18 protein-coding genes are annotated in these 19,953 nt (G+C 70.5%); 8 read left to right on the forward strand and 10 right to left on the reverse strand.

The genetic code is table 11. The features are described 5' to 3' along the window. Positions 1-464: 464 nt before the first annotated feature. The 4 genes from nhaA (at position 465) to ACZ4Z5_RS26120 (ending at position 3,891) form a co-directional block, all read left to right on the forward strand. Entirely contained in the window at positions 465-2,036 is a 1,572-nt protein-coding gene (nhaA, locus tag ACZ4Z5_RS26105; protein ID WP_468266808.1) for a Na+/H+ antiporter NhaA, read from the forward strand. 128 nt (positions 2,037-2,164) lie between these two features. Further along, positions 2,165-2,623, forward strand: a complete 459-nt coding sequence (locus ACZ4Z5_RS26110) for a phage holin family protein (protein WP_468266810.1) — start codon at positions 2,165-2,167, stop codon at positions 2,621-2,623. Further along, entirely contained in the window at positions 2,620-3,600 is a 981-nt protein-coding gene (locus ACZ4Z5_RS26115; RefSeq protein WP_468266812.1) for an alpha/beta fold hydrolase, read from the forward strand. The genes ACZ4Z5_RS26110 and ACZ4Z5_RS26115 overlap by 4 nt, the downstream gene beginning before the upstream one ends. A gap of 111 nt (positions 3,601-3,711) precedes the next feature. Further along, the gene (locus tag ACZ4Z5_RS26120) at positions 3,712-3,891 is read left to right on the forward strand and encodes a hypothetical protein (protein WP_468266814.1); all 180 of its coding nucleotides are present in this window, start codon (positions 3,712-3,714) and stop codon (positions 3,889-3,891) included. Here the strand turns inward: ACZ4Z5_RS26120 and ACZ4Z5_RS26125 are convergent. From ACZ4Z5_RS26125 to nth, 4 genes are all read right to left on the reverse strand, one after another. Beyond that, complete coding sequence (locus tag ACZ4Z5_RS26125) at positions 3,879-5,243, reverse strand: 6-phospho-beta-glucosidase (protein WP_468266816.1); 1,365 nt, start codon at positions 5,241-5,243, stop codon at positions 3,879-3,881. The genes ACZ4Z5_RS26120 and ACZ4Z5_RS26125 overlap by 13 nt on opposite strands. Before the next feature lie 242 nt (positions 5,244-5,485). Next, complete coding sequence (locus ACZ4Z5_RS26130; protein WP_468266818.1) at positions 5,486-6,685, reverse strand: MarP family serine protease; 1,200 nt, start codon at positions 6,683-6,685, stop codon at positions 5,486-5,488. A 94-nt stretch (positions 6,686-6,779) separates the two neighbouring features. Further along, positions 6,780-7,475 (reverse strand): NUDIX hydrolase, encoded by a 696-nt coding sequence (locus tag ACZ4Z5_RS26135; RefSeq protein ID WP_468266820.1) that lies wholly within the window; start codon positions 7,473-7,475, stop codon positions 6,780-6,782. Positions 7,476-7,641: 166 nt separating this feature from the next. Then, complete coding sequence (gene nth / locus ACZ4Z5_RS26140; protein WP_468266822.1) at positions 7,642-8,643, reverse strand: endonuclease III; 1,002 nt, start codon at positions 8,641-8,643, stop codon at positions 7,642-7,644. 403 nt (positions 8,644-9,046) lie between these two features. On the opposite strand from nth, the gene ACZ4Z5_RS26145 reads away from it, so the two are divergent. After that, positions 9,047-9,721: a Crp/Fnr family transcriptional regulator gene (locus ACZ4Z5_RS26145; protein ID WP_468266824.1), complete on the forward strand. Its 675-nt coding sequence runs from the start codon at positions 9,047-9,049 to the stop codon at positions 9,719-9,721. A gap of 288 nt (positions 9,722-10,009) precedes the next feature. On the opposite strand, the gene ACZ4Z5_RS26150 is transcribed toward ACZ4Z5_RS26145, so the two are convergent. The 5 genes from ACZ4Z5_RS26150 to ACZ4Z5_RS26170 all read right to left on the reverse strand — a co-directional run bounded on the left by ACZ4Z5_RS26150 (position 10,010) and on the right by ACZ4Z5_RS26170 (position 13,784). Continuing rightward, positions 10,010-10,894 carry a prohibitin family protein gene (locus tag ACZ4Z5_RS26150; protein WP_468266826.1) on the reverse strand — a complete coding sequence of 295 codons (885 nt, stop codon included), beginning with the start codon at positions 10,892-10,894 and terminating at the stop codon, positions 10,010-10,012. 99 nt (positions 10,895-10,993) lie between these two features. Next, the gene (locus tag ACZ4Z5_RS26155; protein ID WP_468266828.1) at positions 10,994-11,824 is read right to left on the reverse strand and encodes an MBL fold metallo-hydrolase; all 831 of its coding nucleotides are present in this window, start codon (positions 11,822-11,824) and stop codon (positions 10,994-10,996) included. Further along, the gene (locus ACZ4Z5_RS26160) at positions 11,821-12,693 is read right to left on the reverse strand and encodes an NUDIX hydrolase (RefSeq protein WP_468266830.1); all 873 of its coding nucleotides are present in this window, start codon (positions 12,691-12,693) and stop codon (positions 11,821-11,823) included. Before ACZ4Z5_RS26160 ends, ACZ4Z5_RS26155 begins: the two co-directional genes overlap by 4 nt. A 471-nt stretch (positions 12,694-13,164) precedes the next feature. Then, the gene (locus tag ACZ4Z5_RS26165) at positions 13,165-13,632 is read right to left on the reverse strand and encodes a RidA family protein (RefSeq protein ID WP_468266832.1); all 468 of its coding nucleotides are present in this window, start codon (positions 13,630-13,632) and stop codon (positions 13,165-13,167) included. Beyond that, complete coding sequence (locus ACZ4Z5_RS26170; RefSeq protein WP_345038500.1) at positions 13,629-13,784, reverse strand: DUF4177 domain-containing protein; 156 nt, start codon at positions 13,782-13,784, stop codon at positions 13,629-13,631. Before ACZ4Z5_RS26170 ends, ACZ4Z5_RS26165 begins: the two co-directional genes overlap by 4 nt. 121 nt (positions 13,785-13,905) lie before the next feature. On the opposite strand from ACZ4Z5_RS26170, the gene bagA reads away from it, so the two are divergent. After that, a complete protein-coding gene (bagA, locus tag ACZ4Z5_RS26175; RefSeq protein WP_468266834.1) occupies positions 13,906-14,868 on the forward strand; it encodes an ATPase BagA in 963 nt (320 codons plus the stop codon). Next, complete coding sequence (gene bagB / locus ACZ4Z5_RS26180) at positions 14,865-16,346, forward strand: ATPase BagB (RefSeq protein ID WP_468266836.1); 1,482 nt, start codon at positions 14,865-14,867, stop codon at positions 16,344-16,346. Before bagA ends, bagB begins: the two co-directional genes overlap by 4 nt. Before the next feature lie 169 nt (positions 16,347-16,515). Here the strand turns inward: bagB and ACZ4Z5_RS26185 are convergent, their stop codons facing one another. After that, positions 16,516-16,845: a WhiB family transcriptional regulator gene (locus ACZ4Z5_RS26185; RefSeq protein WP_468266838.1), complete on the reverse strand. Its 330-nt coding sequence runs from the start codon at positions 16,843-16,845 to the stop codon at positions 16,516-16,518. Positions 16,846-17,566: 721 nt separating this feature from the next. On the opposite strand from ACZ4Z5_RS26185, the gene ACZ4Z5_RS26190 reads away from it, so the two are divergent. Then, complete coding sequence (locus tag ACZ4Z5_RS26190; RefSeq protein WP_468266840.1) at positions 17,567-19,780, forward strand: transglycosylase domain-containing protein; 2,214 nt, start codon at positions 17,567-17,569, stop codon at positions 19,778-19,780. Positions 19,781-19,953: the final 173 nt, after the last annotated feature.

Below are 19,953 nucleotides of genomic sequence, written 5' to 3' on the forward strand. Positions count from 1 at the left end.
CTCCTGCGCGACGTCGCCGAGAACCGCCAGCTCGGCGACACCACCACCCTCACCGACTCCACCGTCATGGACCTCATCCAGACCAAACTCCCCACCGCGGCAAGCGAGGACTGACGGCCCGGCCACCAGCGGGCCACGCACCACCGCACAGGGCGCCCGGCGCACGTACCCGCCGGGCGCCCTGCGCGTTGTGCGAGCCTGCCCTTCTCGCCGCGGCCCTGGTGCGACGCTCCACCTCTACGCCTCCGCACCCTTCTGCCGCCTCCCTCTTTCTGCCGCGTCCCTCGCACCGCACCCGGGCCAGGAGCGCCCGAGCAGCTCGCCGGGCGGCCCCGGACCCTCTTAGGTAAGCTAACGATCGCGTCAACGTCGCGACAAAATTCACTCGAAGTGACCATAGGTGCGCCGGGAAGTCTGGTCGGCACGAGCACAGACATGCCCGCCGACGACCGGAGGTCCCACCCGTGGCCGCGCCCGCCCCTCGCCGTACGTTCCTCGGACGACTCTCGCTACCCGAGCGGAACTTCGTCGTCGAGGCCCTCCGTGCGGAGACCGTCGGCGGCGTACTGCTGCTGGTGGCCACCATCGTGGCCCTCATCTGGGCGAACACCCCCCTGGCCGCCGGCTACGAGGCTGTCCTCGACTTCCACCTGGGCCCGTCGGCCCTGGGCCTGGACCTCTCCGTCCAGCACTGGGCCGCCGACGGCCTCCTCGCGATCTTCTTCTTCGTCGCAGGCATCGAGCTCAAGCGAGAACTGGTCGCCGGTGAACTGCGCGACCCCAGAGCCGCCGCGCTGCCCGTCGTCGCCGCTGTCTGCGGCATGGCCACCCCCGCCGTGGTCTACGCGCTCACCGTGGCCATCGGCGGCGGCTCCCTGGCCGGCTGGGCGGTCCCCACGGCCACCGACATCGCGTTCGCCCTCGCCGTCCTCGCGGTCATCGGTACGTCTCTGCCGTCCCCGCTGCGCGCGTTCCTGCTCACACTCGCCGTCGTCGACGACCTCGTCGCCATCCTGATCATCGCGATCTTCTTCACCAGCGACCTGAACTTCGCCGCACTCGGCGGCGCACTCGCCGCCCTCGCCGTCTTCTGGGTGCTGCTCCGCAGAGGGGTCCACGGCTGGTACCTGTACGTACCGCTCGCGCTGGTGATCTGGGGCCTGATGTACAACAGCGGCGTACACGCCACCATCGCCGGCGTCGCCATGGGCCTGATGCTGCGCTGCACCCGTCGAGAGGGCGAGCAGCACTCCCCCGGCGAGCACATCGAGCACCTGGTGCGTCCCGTGTCCGCCGGCCTCGCCGTACCGCTGTTCGCACTCTTCTCGGCTGGGGTTCCGGTGTCCGGAGGCGCACTCGCCGAGGTCTTCACCCGGCCGGAGACGCTCGGCGTCGTCCTCGGACTGGTCGTCGGAAAGGCGGTCGGCATCTTCGGCGGCACCTGGTGCGCGGCCCGTTTCACCAGGGCGGAGCTGAACAAGGAGCTCGCGTGGCCCGATGTCTTCGCGGTCGCCACGCTCGCCGGCATCGGCTTCACCGTGTCGCTGCTCATCGGGGAACTGGCCTTCGCGGACGACGCTTCCCTGGGGAACGAGGTGAAGGCCGCCGTGCTGATCGGCTCGTTCATCGCCGCCGTGTGCGCCACTGTGCTGCTCAAACTGCGTGTCCGCCGGTACCGCGCGCTCCTGGACGAGGAAGAGCGGGACGAGGACCAGGACGGCATCCCGGACGTCTACGAGGTCGGCAACCAGGAGTACCACCTTCGGATGGCCGCGATCCTGGAGGCCCGGGCCGCGTCACACCGCCGACTGGCGGAAGCAGCGGATACCGGCGGAAGCGCGGGGGCCGGCGCCGCGGAAGCCGGCGCTGCGGCGACCGGAACCACGGAAACCGGCACGACGGAGACCGGCGCCGAGGAATCAAGGGCCACGGAAGCCGGGGGCACGGAAGCCGGAACCACACAAGCCAGGACCACAGAAGCCGAGACCAGAGAAGCCAGGACGACAGAAGCCGGAAACCCGGAGCAAACCCCCTGAAGCTCGCAAACGGTGGGGGCGACGGGCGGCGACGAGAGCTGTCCGGCATGATCTGACAGCGGATCTGTAGAAGACTGCGACGAAACAGTCTCTGGAAATTGCGGTAGAAGACGAAGAGGGAGTCAGCGATGAGCGACCCCGGCAACAACGCGATCGGCACTGATCGCACACTCGGCCAGCTGGTCGCCACGGCCACGGCGGAGATGTCCGCGCTGGTGCACGACGAGATCGCCCTTGCCAAGGCCGAACTGAGGCAGGACGTCAGGCGCGGCGCCGTCGGCGGCACCGCGATGGGCGTCGCCGGCGTGTTCGCCCTGTTCTCGCTGCCCGTGCTGAGCTTCGCCGCCGCGTACGGCATCCACAACCTCGGGCTGGGCCTCGCCTGGTCCTTCCTGATCGTGGGTGTCGCCTTCCTGCTGCTGGCCGGACTGCTGGCGCTGCTGGCCGTCTCCAAGTTCAAGAAGGTCAAGCCACCGGAGAAGTCGATCGCCTCGGCCAAGGAGACCGCGGCCGTGCTCCAGGGCGTCAAACCCCATCCGCGACCCGCCACGGACCAGACGCCGGCTGCGGCGCGCTCGTCTGCATGACCACCCCCGACAGCGGGAGCGCCGCCGGCAGGAACGGGAACGGCGGCAACGGAACCGGCAACGGCACGCCGGCCTCCGTCATCCGTCCGGAGGGCCCCTGGATCCACCGGGACGTCGCCGCGAACGGTGCCCGTTTCCACATCGCGGAGCTGGGCGAGGGGCCGCTCGTTCTGCTGCTGCACGGCTTCCCCCAGTTCTGGTGGACCTGGCGGCACCAGTTGACCGCCCTCGCAGACGCCGGTTTCCGCGCCGTGGCGATGGATCTGCGCGGAGTGGGCGGCAGCGACCGCACCCCCAGGGGCTACGACCCGGCGAACCTGGCGCTCGACGTGACCGGCGTGGTGCGCTCGCTGGGCGAGCCCGACGCCGCACTGGTCGGTCACGACCTGGGGGGCTACCTGGCCTGGACAGCAGCGGTCATGCGCCCCAAGCTGGTGCGCCGGCTGGTGGTCTCCTCGATGCCGCATCCGCGTCGCTGGCGCTCCGCGATGCTGTCCGACTTCGCACAGACCCGCGCCGGTTCTTACGTCTGGGGCTTCCAGCGCCCATGGCTGCCGGAGCGTCAACTCGTCGCGGACGACGCCGCGCACGTCGGCCGTCTGATCCGCGAGTGGTCCGGCCCCCGGCCCCCCGAGGACGACGCGGTCGAGGTCTACCGCCGCGCCATGACCATTCCCTCGACGGCCCATTGCGCGATCGAGCCGTACCGCTGGATGGTCCGCTCGATGGCCCGCCCGGACGGCATCCAGTTCAACCGGCGGATGAAGCGGCCCGTTCGGGTACCGACGCTGCATCTGCACGGCTCCCTCGACCCGGTGATGCGGACCCGCAGCGCGGCGGGCTCCGGAGAGTACGTGGAGGCGCCCTACCGCTGGCGACTGTTCGACGGACTGGGGCATTTCCCCCATGAGGAGGATCCGTTGGGTTTCTCCACGGAACTCGTCAGCTGGCTCCAGGATCCCGAACCGGACCGGTGACCCGAGCACTGGGCGACGCTTGTCCTACGATCGGCCAATTGCCCGGCGCATAGGCCAATTGGACGCCCCGGAGGCGATTACGGACCATGAGGCCCGGGCAGACGTCGGGGTATGGGCTGGACGCACGACTTCGGTGACACAGCACGCAACCGCCGCTCGGCCGCTGGGCCGGTCACTCGCGAGCGAGGCGGTTCTCAGGCGCCGGGGACCGATCCCCGGCTCGGGATCCCGCGCATCCTCCGCCGCCGCGCCCGCTGGGTGTCGGCGCGGCTGCGCCATCAGCGCGACTGAACGCCCCGCAGATAGCCGAGTCCGGGGTGCGCGTCGCGATAGCCGTCGAGCAGCCGACGCGCCACCTGTACGGAGTCGACCAGCGGGTGCAGGGCGAATGCCTTGACCGCGGTCCGCGCTGACCCGGACTCTGCGGCCTCCAGTACGCACCGATCGACCGCCTTCACGGCGATGACGAGACCGGTCCCGTGGCCGTCGGGCTGCGAGACCGGCAGTGGGCGCGGCCCTGACGCGTCGACATGGCAGGGCACCTCGACGACCGCGTCGGAGTCCAGTGCCGTGAGCGTGGTGCCGTTGCGCACGTCGAGGATCAGTGTGGCGCGCTCCCCTCGGGCGATGGCACGCATCAGGGCCAGGGCGACGTTCTCGTACCCGCCCGACCCCAGGTCCTCGCCTGCGCGCTCGCCCGCACCCGAGACCTCGCGGTTCTCGGACATGTACGTGGCCTCGCGTTCGGCGCGGGTACGGTCCCACGCCGCGAGGGCGTTGGCGGTGCCCTGCGCCATCTCGTCGTAGAAGCGTGCCTGTTGGGTGAGGAGGAAGGTGCCGCGGGTCCGTTCGGCCCGTTGGTACGCCTGCACCGCCTCACGGTTGAAGTAGTAGTAGTGCAGGTACTCGTTGGGAACCGTGCCCAGGGAGCGCAGCCAGTCCGCGCCGAACAGCCTGCCCTCCTCGAAGGACGTGAGGAGCGCGTCGTCGGCGAAGAGGCGCGGCAGCAGGTTCTCCTCCCCCGCGTACAGGCCGTGCAGCCAGCCGAGATGGTTCAGGCCCGCGTAGTCGGCGCGTACGGCGTCGGGGTCCGCGCCGAGTACACGGGCGACCCGGCGGGCCAGGCCGACCGGGGAGTCGCAGATACCGACGACCCGGTCGCCGAGGTGGCGCGCCATGGCCTCGGTGACCAGGCCGGCCGGGTTGGTGAAGTTGATGACCCAGGCGTCGGGTGCCACGGCGGCGATACGGCGGGCGATGCGGTCGACGACGGGTACGGTCCGCAGTCCGAACGCGATGCCGCCCGCGCCCACCGTCTCCTGGCCCAGCACGCCCTCCGCGAGCGCGATCCGCTCGTCTGCCGCACGCCCCTGGAGACCACCGACCCGGATCGCGGAGAACACGAAGTCGGCGCCGCGCAGCGCCTCGTCGAGGTCGGTGGTCACGGTCACCTCCGGCGCGTCGGCATACCCGCTCGCCTGGTCGCGGAGGACCCGCGCGATGGCGGCGAGCCGTGCCGCGTCCAGGTCGTGGAGCGTGACCCGGGTGGTCCGGCCAGGGGCACGGTCACGCAGCAGCGCCCCGTAAACGAGCGGCACGCGGAAACCGCCGCCGCCAAGGATGGTGAGCCTCGTGTGCCTCATGCCGACCTCACAGAGTTGCCGATCACAGGGTTTCCGGCTGCACCGGCCGTCTCACAGGCCACGTCGGCCGCACAGGTGGTCCCACAGGCCTCGCACGGCCTCACAGTCCCCACGGGCATCCCCACAGATCACCTCATGGCCCTCACGGCCCTGGAGACGGTCTCACGGCGCCCGTCGCAGGGCGCGGCCCGCGACGGGCGCCGTGCGGCCACCCGGCCCTCCCCGCGTGCGGGGACCGGCCGTCACAGGGCGCAGCCCTGGCTGTCGACCTGCTGGTTGACGGTCGCACCACGCTCGACGGCCCCGCGGATCTCTTCGCCGGTCAGTACGTATCCGGTGTCGGGGTCATCGAGCGACTTGGCGAAGACCATTCCGTAGACCTGGCCCTCGGGAGTGAGGAGCGGACCGCCGGAGTTGCCCTGGCGGACCGTCGCGAAGAGCGAGTAGACGTCGCGCTGGACCGTGCCGCGGCGGTAGATGTCCGGGCCGTTCGCATTGATGCGGCCCCGGACGCGGGCGGAGCGCACGTCGTACCCGCCGTTCTCCGGGAAGCCGGCGACGATGGCGCTGTCGCCGCTACGGGCGTCCTGCCCGGCGAACTGCAGGACGGGGGCACGCAGCTCCGGGACGTCGAGGACGGCGATGTCGCGCTGCCAGTCGTAGAGGACGACCTTGGCGTCGTACAGCCGGCCCTGCCCGCCTATCTGGACGGTCGGCTCGTCGACTCCGCCGACGACATGCGCATTGGTCATGATGCGCCGCTCGGCGAACACGAAGCCGGTGCCTTCGAGGACCTTGCCGCAGCTGCGGGCGGTGCCGACGACCTTGACGATGGACCGCTGGGCGCGGGCGGCCACCGGGCTGTTGACGAGTGCCGGGTCCGGGGGCCGGACCTCGGTGATGGGCTCGTTGGCGAACGGGCTGAAGACCTGCGGGAACCCGTTCTGCGCGAGGACCGAGGAGAAGTCCGTGAACCAGGTGTTCGCCTGCGCGGGCATCACCCGGGACACCCCGAGCAGCACCTTCGAGCCGCGGACCTCCTTGCCGAGCGTGGGCAGGGTCGTACCGGCGAGCGCGGAACCGATCAGCCATGCCACCAGCAGCATGGCCACGACGTTGACCAGGGCTCCGCCGGTGGCGTCCAGGGCACGGGCGGGCGACCACGTGATGTGCACGCGCAGCTTGTTGCCGAGGTGCGTGGTGAAGGCCTGACCCACGGAGGCGCAGACGATCACCACCACGATCGCGACGATGGCGACGGCGGTGGAGACCTCGGCCCCGTTCGTCAACTGGTCCCACAGGAAGGGCAGCAGATAGACGGCGAGGAGACCACCGCCGAGGAAGCCGATCACGGACAGGATGCCCACGACGAATCCTTGGCGGTAGCCGACGATCGCGAACCACACGGCGGCGACCAGCAACAGGATGTCCAGCACGTTCACCGTTTATGCCTCGCAAATAGTCGCCGGACGTCGTGCCCCCGGCCCTGGTCTCGCACCGGCGCGCCCCATGGCCGGGTTTCGTTCTGCAAGCCTGTCATGCGTGCCAGTCGAGTGGGACCCGCTTGGTCCGGTCCCATGGTCGTTCCCAGCCGGAGAAATGCAGCAGGCGGTCGATCACACCGGCCGTGAAACCCCAGACCAGGGCCGATTCGACCAGGAATGCCGGACCTTGGTGGCCACGCGGATGGACGGCGGTCGCACGGTTCGCCGGGTCCGTGAGATCGGCCACGGGGACCGTGAAGACCCTGGCCGTCTCGGCGGGGTCGACGACGCCGACCGGACTGGGCTTGCGCCACCATCCGAGAACGGGGGTGACGACGAAACCGCTGACCGGGATGTAGAGCCGGGGCAGCACGGAGAAGATCTGCACGCCGTCGGGGTCGAGTCCGGTCTCCTCCTGCGCCTCCCGCAGCGCCGCCCGGAGCGGGCCCGTGGCGAGCGGATCGCCGTCCTCGGGGTCGAGCGCGCCGCCGGGGAAGGAGGGCTGGCCGCCGTGGGAGCGCAGCTGGGTGGCCCGCTCCATGAGCAGCAGCTCGGGCCCGCGCGGCCCCTCGCCGAACAGCACGAGCACCGCCGACTGGCGTCCGCCGCCGCCCTCGGGCGGCAGAAAGCGACTCAGCTGCTCCGGGCGGACGGTCTCGGCGGCGTGGACCACCGGGTCCAGCCAGGCGGGCAGCCCATCCCTGGAAACGGCGATGTAGTCGTCGTGCATCTCTCTCGCGTGCGTCATCAGCACCCCCGTCCGCACAACGTCACGGACGGCCCGGATCGTTCCGCTCGCGGGGAACGATCCGTTTCCGTGGCCCCTGCGGACCGTACGGAACGGGCATCCCGTACGGATCGCGGCGTCCGTCCCGTACGGGCCCGCCGGGCCGCCCCCGTAGGGGGCAGCGCCGTCACTCGGCCGCGCCGAGCGGCGGTGCCGGCTTGCCCGGATAGCCGGGCGGCGGCTTGAGGCGCTGGCCCGGCATGCCGCCCTTCTCGTACTTGAGCAGCTTCTTCGCCTTCTCCGGGTCGGTCTCGCCCTCTCCATAGGCAGGGCAGAGGTGGGTGATCGGGCAGGCTCCGCAGGCCGGCTTGCGGGCGTGGCAGATCCGCCGGCCGTGGAAGATCACCCGGTGCGAGAGCATGGTCCACTCGCTCTTCGGGAAAATCGTGGCGATCTCCGCCTCGATCTTCACCGGGTCCTCCTGCTCGGTCAGTTTCCAGCGTCGTACGAGCCGCTGGAAGTGCGTGTCCACGGTGATCCCAGGGACGCCGAACGCGTTGCCGAGGACCACGAAGGCGGTCTTGCGGCCCACTCCCGGGAGCTTCACCAGGTCGACGAGACGCCCGGGGACCTCCCCGCCGAACTCGTCTCTGAGGGCCGCCGACAGGCCCATGATCGCCTTGGTCTTGGCGCGGAAGAAGCCGGTTGGACGGATGAGCTCCTCGACCTCCTCCGGGTTCGCGGCGGCCAGGTCCTCCGGCGTGGGGTACTTCGCGAACAGCGCGGGCGTCGTCTGGTTCACCCGCAGATCGGTGGTCTGCGCGGACAGGACGGTCGCCAGGAGCAGCTGGAAGGGGTTCTCGAAGTCCAGCTCGGGATGGGCGTACGGGTAGGCCTCGGCCAGCTCGCGGTTGATGCGACGGGCGCGGCGCACCATGGCTAGCCGGCTCTCGGGCTTCGCTCCGGGCTTCCGCGAGGCGGCCTTCCCGGCCGCGGAGGCCTTCGTGGACGTCTTCGTGGAGGCCGTCTTCGCGGAGGTCGTCTTCGCGGAGGCCGTCTTCGCGGAGGCCGTCTTCGCGGTCGTCCTCGTGGAGGCCGTCTTCGCGGTCTTCGCCGCGCGTCGGGTCGCGGCGGGCGTCTTCGCCGCGGCGGGATCGGGCGCGGCGGCCCCCGACCCTGTTCCGGCCACGGCATCTGCCGCCTCGACGTCAGGACCGGAGACGGCCGAAGCAGGGGTTATGGGGGCTTTCGTCGCCCTTTCCGACTCTCCAGCACCCTGTTCGCCCACAGCGGAATTGCGGCGTGCGGTCACTCGCCCAGCCCCCTTGGCCTGCGCTCTTACCGGCATATTGGACACCCGGCCAGCCTAAAGCCCGGGCCCCGCGTCCGCCCCGGCCACGGCCATCCCCAACCCAATCGGCCCCCTGCCGCACGATTGGGCACGCAGGTGCGTCAAACTTGTGATTGATCGCACGATATTGCTTGCGCGATGTATTACTGCCGAGGCCCATGGTTGGGTCCCGGGAGTGGAAGACCCACGTCCGGCATCATGGGACCACCGTCCCCTGAGCAGGTCGACAAGGAGAGAACTCGTGGACGACGTTCTGCGGCGCGCCCCGCTCTTCGCGGCGCTCGATGACGAGCAGGCCGCGGAGCTCCGCGCCTCGATGACTGAGGTGACCCTCGCACGCGGTGACGCGCTCTTCCACGAGGGCGACCCCGGCGACCGCCTCTACGTGGTCACGGAAGGCAAGGTCAAGCTTCACCGCACCTCGCCCGACGGCCGCGAGAACATGCTGGCCGTGCTCGGCCCCGGCGAGCTGATCGGCGAGCTGTCCCTGTTCGACCCCGGCCCGCGCACCGCGACCGCGACCGCGCTGACCGAGGTCAAGCTGCTCGGCCTCGGCCACGGCGACCTCCAGCCCTGGCTGAACGCCCGGCCCGAGGTGGCCTCCGCGCTGCTGCGCGCGGTCGCCCGCCGACTGCGCAAGACCAACGACCAGATGTCCGACCTGGTCTTCTCCGACGTGCCGGGCCGCGTCGCCCGCGCGCTCCTCGACCTCTCGCGCCGTTTCGGCGTGCAGTCGGAGGAGGGCATCCACGTCGTGCACGACCTCACCCAGGAGGAGCTGGCCCAGCTGGTCGGCGCCTCCCGCGAGACCGTCAACAAGGCGCTCGCCGACTTCGCCCAGCGCGGCTGGCTGCGCCTGGAGGCGCGTGCGGTGATCCTGCTGGACGTGGAGCGTCTCGCGAAGCGCTCGCGCTAGTCGGACGGCTCCCCGTAGCCGTCCGGCACCACCGTTCGGACGAAAGGGGCGCCCGGCAATCTGCCGGGCGTCCCTTTCGCATGCCGGACGGACGTCACTCGTAGTGCGTGCAGCGCATACGGCGACACTCCCGCACCGTTCCTGCGGACGGGCGGCAGGCGGACGTACGGCCGCCCTCCGGTCCGTCGCGGAGTGGCGGCCTCGGCGCGCCCCAGTGCACCACCGTCGGTTGTACGCCCGTAGGGCCGGATGTACGCCCGTAGGTACGTCGACCGGCCGTACGCTCCGTCAGCGCTTGCTGCCGTCCACGATCAGCGGGTTGCCGGAGCCGGAGCCGCACGGAACGGCGTAGACCGGGTTCTTGGCTGCCGCCTCCTTGTAGGCCTCGATGCACTGGTTCATCAGGACCTTGTCCGTCAGCGAGTCGTTGAGGATCTTGTTGGCCTTGGCGATGCCCTCGGCCTCGATCCGCCGCCGCTCGGCCTCCGCCTTGGCGGTACGGGCCGCCTCGGTGGCCCGCTCGGTGGCCTGCTGCTGCTGGATCTTGCGGTCGATCTGCTCCTGCAGCCGGTCCGAGGGCTTCACATTTCGCAGGTTGACGGTGGTGACGGCGATACCGCGGGGCGCCAGCCGCTCCTTGATCAGATCGCCGATCTCCGCGTTGATCTTCTCGCGGGCCGAGGTGTAGCCCTCTTCGCTGGTGTGGCGGGCGAAGACGTTGCGCACGATCTCCCGGCTGTCCGGGTAGACCAGGCGCTGCTGGATGGCGTCCTCACTGCCGGCGAGCTTGTAGAGCTCCACGGCCTTCGACGGGGTCACCGCCCACTTCACGGTCACTTCCGCGTACATGACGCCGCCCTGCGAGGAGCGCACCTCCACCACGTCCTTGTCGGACAGGTTGAGGTCCACCGGCCGGGTGGAGAAGTACGTGACGGTGGTGAAGGGGGAGGTGGCGTTCATGCCGGACGTCATCGGCTGCCCCACCTTCCCGAACGTCACCGGCACGCCCACCTCGTACGCGCTGACCACGGACACACAACTGGCGATGCCGAAGAACACTGCGGCGATCAGCGACCCCAGTGCGCCGAGCTTCAGCCCTCCCGCGTCACGGGAACGCCCCACGAAGAACAGCACCACCGCGCCGATGAGCAGCAGTATGGACAGGACGAACACGAGGACCCCCAGAACTGTGACAGGACGCGCCGCTCAGCGGGCGCGCACAGGGAGGGTAGGGCACGACGCGGCCGGGGCGGCGGGCGCGTCACGTACGGGTCAGATCAGTCCGTGCTCCCGGAGGTACTCCAGCTGGGCCCGGACGGAAAGCTCCGCGGCCGGCCACAGGGAGCGGTCCACGTCCGCGTAGACGTGGGCGACCACGTCCGGCGCCTCGGTGTGACCGTTCTCCACGGCGGTCTCGACCTGTGCCAGCCGGTGGGCGCGGTGCGCGAGGTAGAACTCGACGGCGCCCTGCGCGTCGTCGAGCACCGGGCCGTGGCCCGGGAGGACGGTGTGGACGCCGTCGTCGACCGTGAGGGAGCGCAGCCGCCGCAGCGAGTCGAGGTAGTCGCCGAGTCGCCCCTCGGGGTGGGCGACGACCGTGGTGCCGCGGCCGAGGATGGTGTCGCCCGTCAGGACGGCCCGGTCAGCGGGGATGTGGAAGCACAGCGAGTCGGCGGTGTGGCCCGGGGTGGGCACCACCCGCAGTTCCAGACCTCCGACGCGGACGACGTCACCGGCGCCCAGACCCTCGTCGCCCAGGCGCAGGCCCGGGTCCAGGGCCCGTACGTTCGTCCGGGTGAGTTCGGAGAAGCGGCCGGCGCCCTCGGCGTGGTCCGGGTGTCCGTGGGTCAGCAGGGTGAGGGCGACGCGCTTGCCGGCCTTCTCCGCGGTGGCGACCACGTTCTCCAGGTGGGCGTCGTCGAGCGGACCGGGGTCGACGACGACCGCGAGGTCGGAGTCCGGCTCCGAGAGGATCCAGGTGTTGGTGCCGTCCAGGGTCATCGCGGACGGGTTCGGCGCGAGGACGTTGACCGCCCGCTCGGTCGCGCGGCCGGACAGCACCCCGCCCCTGGGCCGGCCCGGCAAGGCCGCTGCGTCGGTCATGCGGAGTCTCCCGTCGCCGTCGGCACGTGCTTGGTGAACTCGTCGTGGCCGGGCCAGCTGAGCACCACGTCGTCCCCCTCCAGTCTGGCCCGGGCGAGTACCGGCGTCAGATCACGCCCGGCGGACGCCGCGAGTGCCGCTGCGGCCGTGCCGTGCTCGGCGAGGGTGCGCAGGGTGGCGATGGTCGGCGGCATCATCATCAGCTCGCCCTTGTCGTACCCGTCGGCGGCGTCCGCGGGCCGGATCCACACGGTGCGGTCGGCCTCGGTGGATACGTCCCGGGTGCGCTGGCCCTCGGGGAGCGCGGCCACGAAGAACCAGGTGTCGTAGCGGCGCGGCTCGAATTCGGGGGTGATCCAGCGGGCCCAGGCCCCGAGCAGATCGGAACGCAGGACCAGTCCGCGCCGGTCCAGGAACTCCGCGAAGCCCAGTTCGCGGGCGACCAGCGCCTCGCGGTCGGCCTCCCAGTCGTCGCCCGTGGTGTCACCGACGACGGTGTCGGAGGTCTCCCCGGCGAGGAGTACGCCGGCCTCCTCGAAGGTTTCGCGCACCGCCGCACACACGATGGCCTGAGCCGACGCCGGGTCCACGCCCAGCCGGTCCGCCCAGGTCTCCCGCGAGGGCCCCGCCCAGCGCACCAGCAGGGCGTCGTCGCGCGGGTCGACACCTCCTCCGGGATACGCGTACGCGCCGCCTGCGAAGGCCATGGAGACCCGTCGGCGCAGCATGTGCACGCCAGGACCGTCGGCGCCGTCGCGCAGCAGCATCACCGTGGCGGCCCGCTTGGGGGCCGCAGCGGTGAGCTCGCCGTTCGCGAGCGCTCGGATCCGGTCGGGCCACTCGGGCGGATACCACTGACCATTCGCCATGTGCCGGAGGCTATCCGCTGCAGGCCGGATGTTCGAGAGGTCGAGTGCATGATGCACGCGTCCTACGGCGCTGAGCCTCCGTGCCGGAGCCCTGGGTGAGGCGGTGTGAGCCCCTGGAAGGCCTACGCCGCCCCGTACGGGGCACGGAGCGGCGTACGGGGCACGGAGCGGCGTACGGGGCACGGAGCGGCGTACGGATGGGGACGGGACCCGGCGCGCGGTGTGGACGGGACCGGCGGGCGGGGACGGCACCCGGCGCGCGGGTGGCGGGGCGCGGCCGATTCTGCACGGCCGGGCACTTCCGACGGCCGGGCACCCGGCCTCCACAGGCCGGGCACTCGACGCCCACGGGCACAGCTCGAGCCGGCCCTGACAGACCGATCCCGACGGGCGGCGGACCCGAACCGGACGACCTACCCGAGAGGCGGCGCCGGCCCCGGACCGGACGACCGCCCCCGACAGCCGCCTGCCTCAGCCCTGGACGAGCTCGACCTGGATCTCGACCTCGACCGGTGCGTCCAGCGGCAGGACGGCGACGCCGACCGCGCTGCGCGCGTGCACGCCCTTGTCGCCGAGCACTTGGCCCAGCAGCTCGCTGGCGCCGTTCAGCACGGCCGGCTGACCCGTGAAGTCGGGCGCGGACGCGACGAAACCGACGACCTTCACGACCCGCGCGATGCGGTCCAGGTCGCCCGCCACCGACTTGACGGCGGCGAGGGCGTTCAGCGCACAGGTGCGCGCCAGGTCCTTGGCGGTCTCGGGCGTCACCTCGGCACCGACCTTGCCGGTCACCGCGAGCTTGCCCTCGACCATCGGGAGCTGGCCCGCGGTGTACACGTACGGCCCGGACTGCACGGCCGGCTGGTACGCGGCGATGGGCGGCACGACCTCCGGAAGGGTCAGGCCGAGTTCGGCGAGCTTCTCCTCGACCGCGCTCATGCCTTCTCCCGCTTCAGGTAGGCCACCAGCTGCTCGGGGTTGGGCCCGGGTACGACCTGGACCAGCTCCCAGCCGTCCTCGCCCCAGGTGTCCAGGATCTGCTTCGTCGCGTGCACGAGAAGGGGCACGGTCGAGTATTCCCACTTGGTCATGGAGCCGACTGTAGCCGCTGGCGCAGGCGGGCCCGCGAATGGTCCACAGGCAGCCGTGGAGTTGTCCACAGAGAGGCAGCCTCCTGCTTCAGTCGCGGCCCGACTGGTTAGGCTCGAGGGCGTGAGCAGGCTTCAGGTGGTCAGCGGCAAGGGCGGGACCGGAAAGACCACGGTCGCCGCGGCACTCGCACTCGCTCTCGCGACCGAGGGCAAGCGCGCCCTCCTCGTCGAGGTCGAGGGCAGACAGGGCATCGCGCAGCTCTTCGAGGCGGAGGCATTGCCGTACGAGGAGCGGAAGATCGCGGTCGCACCGGGCGGCGGGGAGGTGTACGCCCTCGCCATCGATCCCGAACTGGCGCTGCTGGACTACCTCCAGATGTTCTACAAGCTCGGCGGGGCCGGGCGGGCACTGAAGAAGCTCGGCGCGATCGACTTCGCGACGACCATCGCACCGGGTCTGCGGGACGTGCTCCTGACCGGCAAGGCGTGCGAGGCGGTCCGGCGCAAGACCAAGCAGGGCGCGTACGTCTACGACTACGTCGTCATGGACGCGCCGCCCACAGGCCGCATCACCCGCTTCCTCAACGTGAACGACGAGGTGGCGGGCCTGGCGCGGATCGGCCCGATACACAATCAGGCGCAGGCCGTGATGAGGGTCCTCAAGTCGCCCGAGACGGCCGTCCATCTGGTGACGCTGCTGGAGGAGATGCCGGTCCAGGAGACCGCGGACGGCATCGCCGAGCTGCGGGACGCCGACATCCCGGTCGGCCACGTCGTCGTGAACATGATCCGCCCGCACATCCTCGACGAGGAGGCCGTACGGGCCGCCGCGGGCGATCACCGGCCCGCCGTCGCCGAAGCCCTGGCGGCCGCCGGGGTGTCGGGCGGGGCACGGCTGGTCGGCCCGCTGCTGGAGCAGGCCGCCCAGCACGCGCAGCGCGTGGAGCTGGAGCGCGAGCAGCGGCTCGCCCTGTCCGGGCTCGGCCTGCCCATGTACGAACTCGGGCTGCTCGGCGAGGGAGTGGATCTGTCCGGGCTGTACGAACTGGCGACGGAACTGCGGAAGCAAGGGGCGGGCGAATGACTCTGGAAGCGGCTCCGAGGCTGGAGATCGACCCGCTGCTCGACGACCCCGCCACTCGTATCGTCGTGTGCTGCGGTGCGGGCGGAGTCGGCAAGACCACGACCGCGGCCGCCTTGGGGGTACGGGCCGCGGAGCGGGGCAGGAAAGTGGTGGTTCTCACCATCGACCCGGCCCGACGGTTGGCGCAGTCCATGGGCATCGACTTGCTCGACAACACTCCGCGGCGGGTCGAGGGCGTGGACGGGGCGGGCGGGGAACTGCACGCGATGATGCTCGACATGAAGCGCACGTTCGACGAGATCGTCGAGGCGCACGCGGACCCCGAGCGAGCCCGCGCGATTCTGGAGAACCCGTTCTACCAGTCCCTGTCGGCCGGCTTCGCCGGCACGCAGGAGTACATGGCGATGGAGAAGCTGGGCCAGCTGCGGTCCCGCGACGAGTGGGATCTGATCATCGTCGACACGCCCCCCTCGCGGTCCGCACTGGACTTCCTGGACGCACCGAAGCGGCTGGGATCTTTCCTGGACGGGAAGTTCATCAAACTGCTGGTGGCTCCCGCCAAGATGGGCGGGCGTGCGGGGATGAAGTTCCTCAATGTCGGTATGTCGATGATGACCGGGACACTGGGGAAGCTGCTGGGCGGCCAGTTGCTGAAGGACGTACAGACGTTCGTGGCGGCGATGGACACCATGTTCGGCGGTTTCCGTACGCGGGCCGATGCCACGTACCAACTGCTGCAGGCGCCCGGTACGGCGTTCCTGGTGGTCGCGGCGCCCGAACGGGACGCATTGCGGGAGGCTGCGTACTTCGTGGAACGGCTGGCCGCGGAGGACATGCCGTTGGCGGGGCTGGTGCTGAACCGGGTGCACGGCAGCGGTGCCGAACAGCTGTCCGCCGAGCGTGCGCTCGCCGCCGCAGAAAATCTTGACGACGACGGCATTGTGGATCAGTGGGCCGGGAAGGCTGGAGTGCGTGACCGCCGGGGTGTCCCCGACACGGCGGTCACCTCTCCCGAAGTACGTGAAGCCCCCCACGGCACACGCCACACCTCGATGGACGACCCGGTCGACGCGAGCGGTACGCGCACCGACCCGAGCGAAGACCTGAGCGGAGGCCCGGTCGTCGAGCAGAAGATCACGCACGGCAACCCACTCGGAGCCGATCCGGTCGCCCCCCACCGGGTCGGCTCGGATGCACAACGGCTCGAACCCGGTCCTGTCGACGGTGCCGATGCCGGCGCTGCGGAGGATCCCGCCTCCGTGGCACGTCTGACGGCCGGTCTGCTACGGCTGCACGCGGAGCGGATGCAGGTGATCGCGCGCGAACGGCGCACCCGCGACCGCTTCACCGCGCTCCACCCCGAGGTGGCGGTGGTGGAGGTGGGCGCGCTGGCCGGTGATGTGCACGACCTCGCCGGACTCCGTGCCGTCGGCGACCGGCTCGCGGTCAACGACAACGCCCCGTCCGGGGCCGCCTGAGCGACAGCCTCACCCCGGGGCCGGCCCCTTGCAAGCGCGGCGCCGATGGCGCGACTGACCTCGTGTTCGACCGCCGTGCGGCGGCCGGCCGGTTCGTACACCCGTCGGACTCAGGGGACATCCCTTGACTCCGCCGGTTCGTACGCCTGTCGGGTCTCAGGGGGAGCCCCTAGCCCACGGCCGCGTACTCCTCCTCCGTCAGCACGGGCAGGATGCCCGCGCCCCGCTCGTACTCCGTACGCGCGGTCTCCAGCAGTCGGCGCCAGGAGGTGACGGTGGGGCGCCTGCGCAGCAGTGCGCGGCGCTCCCGCTCGGTCATACCGCCCCAGACGCCGAATTCGACGCGATTGTCGAGCGCGTCCGCCAGACACTCGGTCCGCACCGGGCATCCGGTGCACACCGCCTTGGCCCTGTTCTGCGCTGCCCCTTGTACGAACAGTTCATCCGGATCCGTCGTGCGGCAGGCCGCCTGCGCACTCCAGTCAGCTACCCAGCCCATGCCGGCGCCGTCCTCTCCCGAATCGAGGCTCCCCCACGGCGGCAGCGGCATATTCACCGCTGCCAGTTGAGGACGTTACGGAAGGTGGACACAGCGCAACACCCCCTTCGGGCCCAATCTTGAATGGCCCGAACGGACTATGCGTACGCGGCAGATCACCCAACGGAGTGACGGGAGGACATAACAGAAATCCCGCGGAAAATGGGATATTTCCTCGGAGCCAAACGGGCGTCGAATGACGCATGGGGCTGAATCGGGCGCCACCCCGCCGGATTCGGGAACGGCGGAACGGTGCAGAACTCAGCGAATTCCGCCGGGGGCTTGATACGCGGCCGCACTGCTGTGACAGTTGAGAGCAGCTTAGGCCAAGGCATATACGCGTGTCCGGCGAATGAGAACGTAGCCGCCTCACGTCGCCATGCCGTCGAGCTCATGGACCGAGGCCTCCGAACACGGCGCGGCCGTGGAGCCGCTGGTGCCAGTCGTCGGCGTCCGGTCCAGGTGCGATGACCGCGCCGGACGGCACCGATGCGCCCGGGATCGGATGGGCCTCCGCCCGGCTTTCACATGACCGCCACCACCACGAGCACCACGACCGCGCACCGGTCTACGATGAGGCCTCGCGGCCCGGCCGCCCCTGGATGTCACGGTCTGGTACTCGAACGCTCCGAGGGGCCCCTGCTCCTGCGGAACGCTCAGGGCTACGGATTAGGCTGCCCTCATGGCAAACAAGCGCTCGGGCGGTGGCCTGACCGGCACCCAGCAAGCCGCGAAGTTCCTCGGAGTCAGCGTGCTCGCAGGCGCGGTGCTCGCCGGCATCGCCCTACCGGCGGCCGGTGCCCTGGGTCTGGCCGCCAAGGGGACGGTCGAGGGGTTCGACGAACTCCCCGCCAATCTCAGGACCCCGCCGCTGAGCCAGCGCACCACCATTCTCGACGCGAAGGGCGGCCAGATCGCCACCGTCTACTCGCGCGACCGCAAGGTGGTGAAGCTCAAGGACGTCTCGCCGTACATGCAGAAGGCGATCGTCGCGATCGAGGACGCGCGGTTCTACGAGCACGGCGCGATCGACCTCAAGGGTGTGCTGCGCGCACTCAACCGGAACGCGCAGTCCGGCGGAGTCACCCAGGGCGCCTCGACCCTCACCCAGCAGTACGTGAAGAACGTCTTCGTCGAGGAGGCCGGCGACAACCCCGACAAGGTCGCCGAGGCCACCCAGCAGACGCTCGGCCGGAAGATCCGGGAGCTGAAGTTCGCCATCCAGGTCGAGGAGAACCTCGGCAAGAAGCGGATTCTCGAGAACTACCTCAACATCACGTTCTTCGGCCAGCAGGCATACGGCGTGGAGGCCGCCGCCCAGCGCTACTTCAGCAAGCGCGCCAAGGACCTCACGCTGGAGGAGTCCGCACTCCTGGCCGGCATCGTCCAGTCGCCCAGCCGGTTCGACCCGGTGAACGACACGGAAGAGGCCAAGCTGCGGCGCAACATCGTCCTCCAGCGGATGGCCGACGTGAAGGACATCTCCCAGGAGGAGGCCGACCGCGCCAAGGCGACCCCGATCGGGCTGAAGGTGAGCAAGCCGAGGAACGGCTGCATCACCGCTGTCAGCGGCGCAGGGTTCTTCTGCGACTACGTCCGTGAGGTGTTCCTCTCCGACCCGGTCTTCGGCAAGACGAAGGAGGACCGGGCCAAGCTCTGGAACCAGGGCGGCCTCACGATCCGCACGACCCTCGACCCCCGGGCCCAGGAGTCCGTCCAGCGGTCCATCGCCGACCATGTGAACAAGAAGGACAAGGTCGCCACCGCGGTCACCTTGATCGAACCGGGCAGCGGCAAGATCCTCGGCATGGGCCAGTCCCGCCCGTACGGCTTCGGCGAGAACGAGACCCAGATCAACTACTCGGTCGGGAAGAAGCACGGCGGAGCGAACTTCGGCTTCCCGACCGGTTCGACGTTCAAGCCGTTCGTCGCCGCGGCAGCCCTGGAACAGGGCGTCCCGGCCACCAAGAGCTACGACTCTCCCTACTCGATGCCCTACCCGAGCCCGGTCCAGACCTGCGACAAGTCCTGGATCAACACCGGCGACCGCGTGGAGAACGAGGACGAGAAAGAGGTCGGGCCGTACGCGATGAAGGAGGCGATGGCCAAGTCGGTCAACACCTACTTCGTCCAGATGATCTCCGAGATCGGCCTGTGCCCGGTGAAGGAGATGCTCGACAAGCTCCACGTCCAGCAGGGCGACGGCAAGCGGCTGCCCCAGGTGCCCTCCATCGCCCTGGGCTCGCAGGGCGTCGCACCGCTCACCATGGCCAACGCCTACGCGACCTTCGCCAACCGCGGCACCTACTGCTCCCCGGTCGCCGTCGAGTCCATCAGGACTGCGGACGGCAACAACCTCCCGGTGCCGCGCAGCTCCTGCGAACGCGTGATGTCGGAGCGCACCGCCGACACGATAAACACGCTGCTGCGTGGCGTGATCGACTCCGGTACGGGTGAGGCCGCCGGACTCGACAATCGCGACAGCGCGGGCAAGACCGGTACCACCGACAGCCGGAAGAACGCCTGGTTCGTCGGGTACACCCCGAACATCGCCGGTGCCGTATGGGTCGGCAGCGCCACCCAGCAGATCAAGATGGAAGGCATCACCATCGGCGGCCGTTACTACGCCAAGGTCTACGGCGGCCAGGTCCCGGGCCCGATCTGGAAGGACGCGGTGACCGGCGCGCTGGACGGCAAGCCCGTGATGAGCTTCACCTCCGTCGACATCCCGGAGCCCCAGCGGGAGCAGGACAGGGACGAGGACGGCCGGGACGAGCGGGACCGCCGGGGCAACGACAAGCCGGGCGGCCGTCCCGACAAGCCCTTCCCCGACTTCTCCTTCCCGCCGGACTTCCTCGGTGGCCTCCAGGGCGGGAACGGCGCGCGCCGCCACTAGCCGCACATACGAGGAAGGGCGCCGGGTGCATCGGCACCGGGCGCCCTTCCTCGTATCCGTCCGCGGTACTCGGCGTGCTCATGAGGACCGGGTGCGCGTGCGACCTGCCGTCAGGGGCCGGGCCGCCCGGGCCCGGCGCGGCAGGAGGCCGACCGTACGCGCGGCGGCACCTG

It is taken from the genome of Streptomyces sp. NPDC030222, from assembly GCF_055573115.1.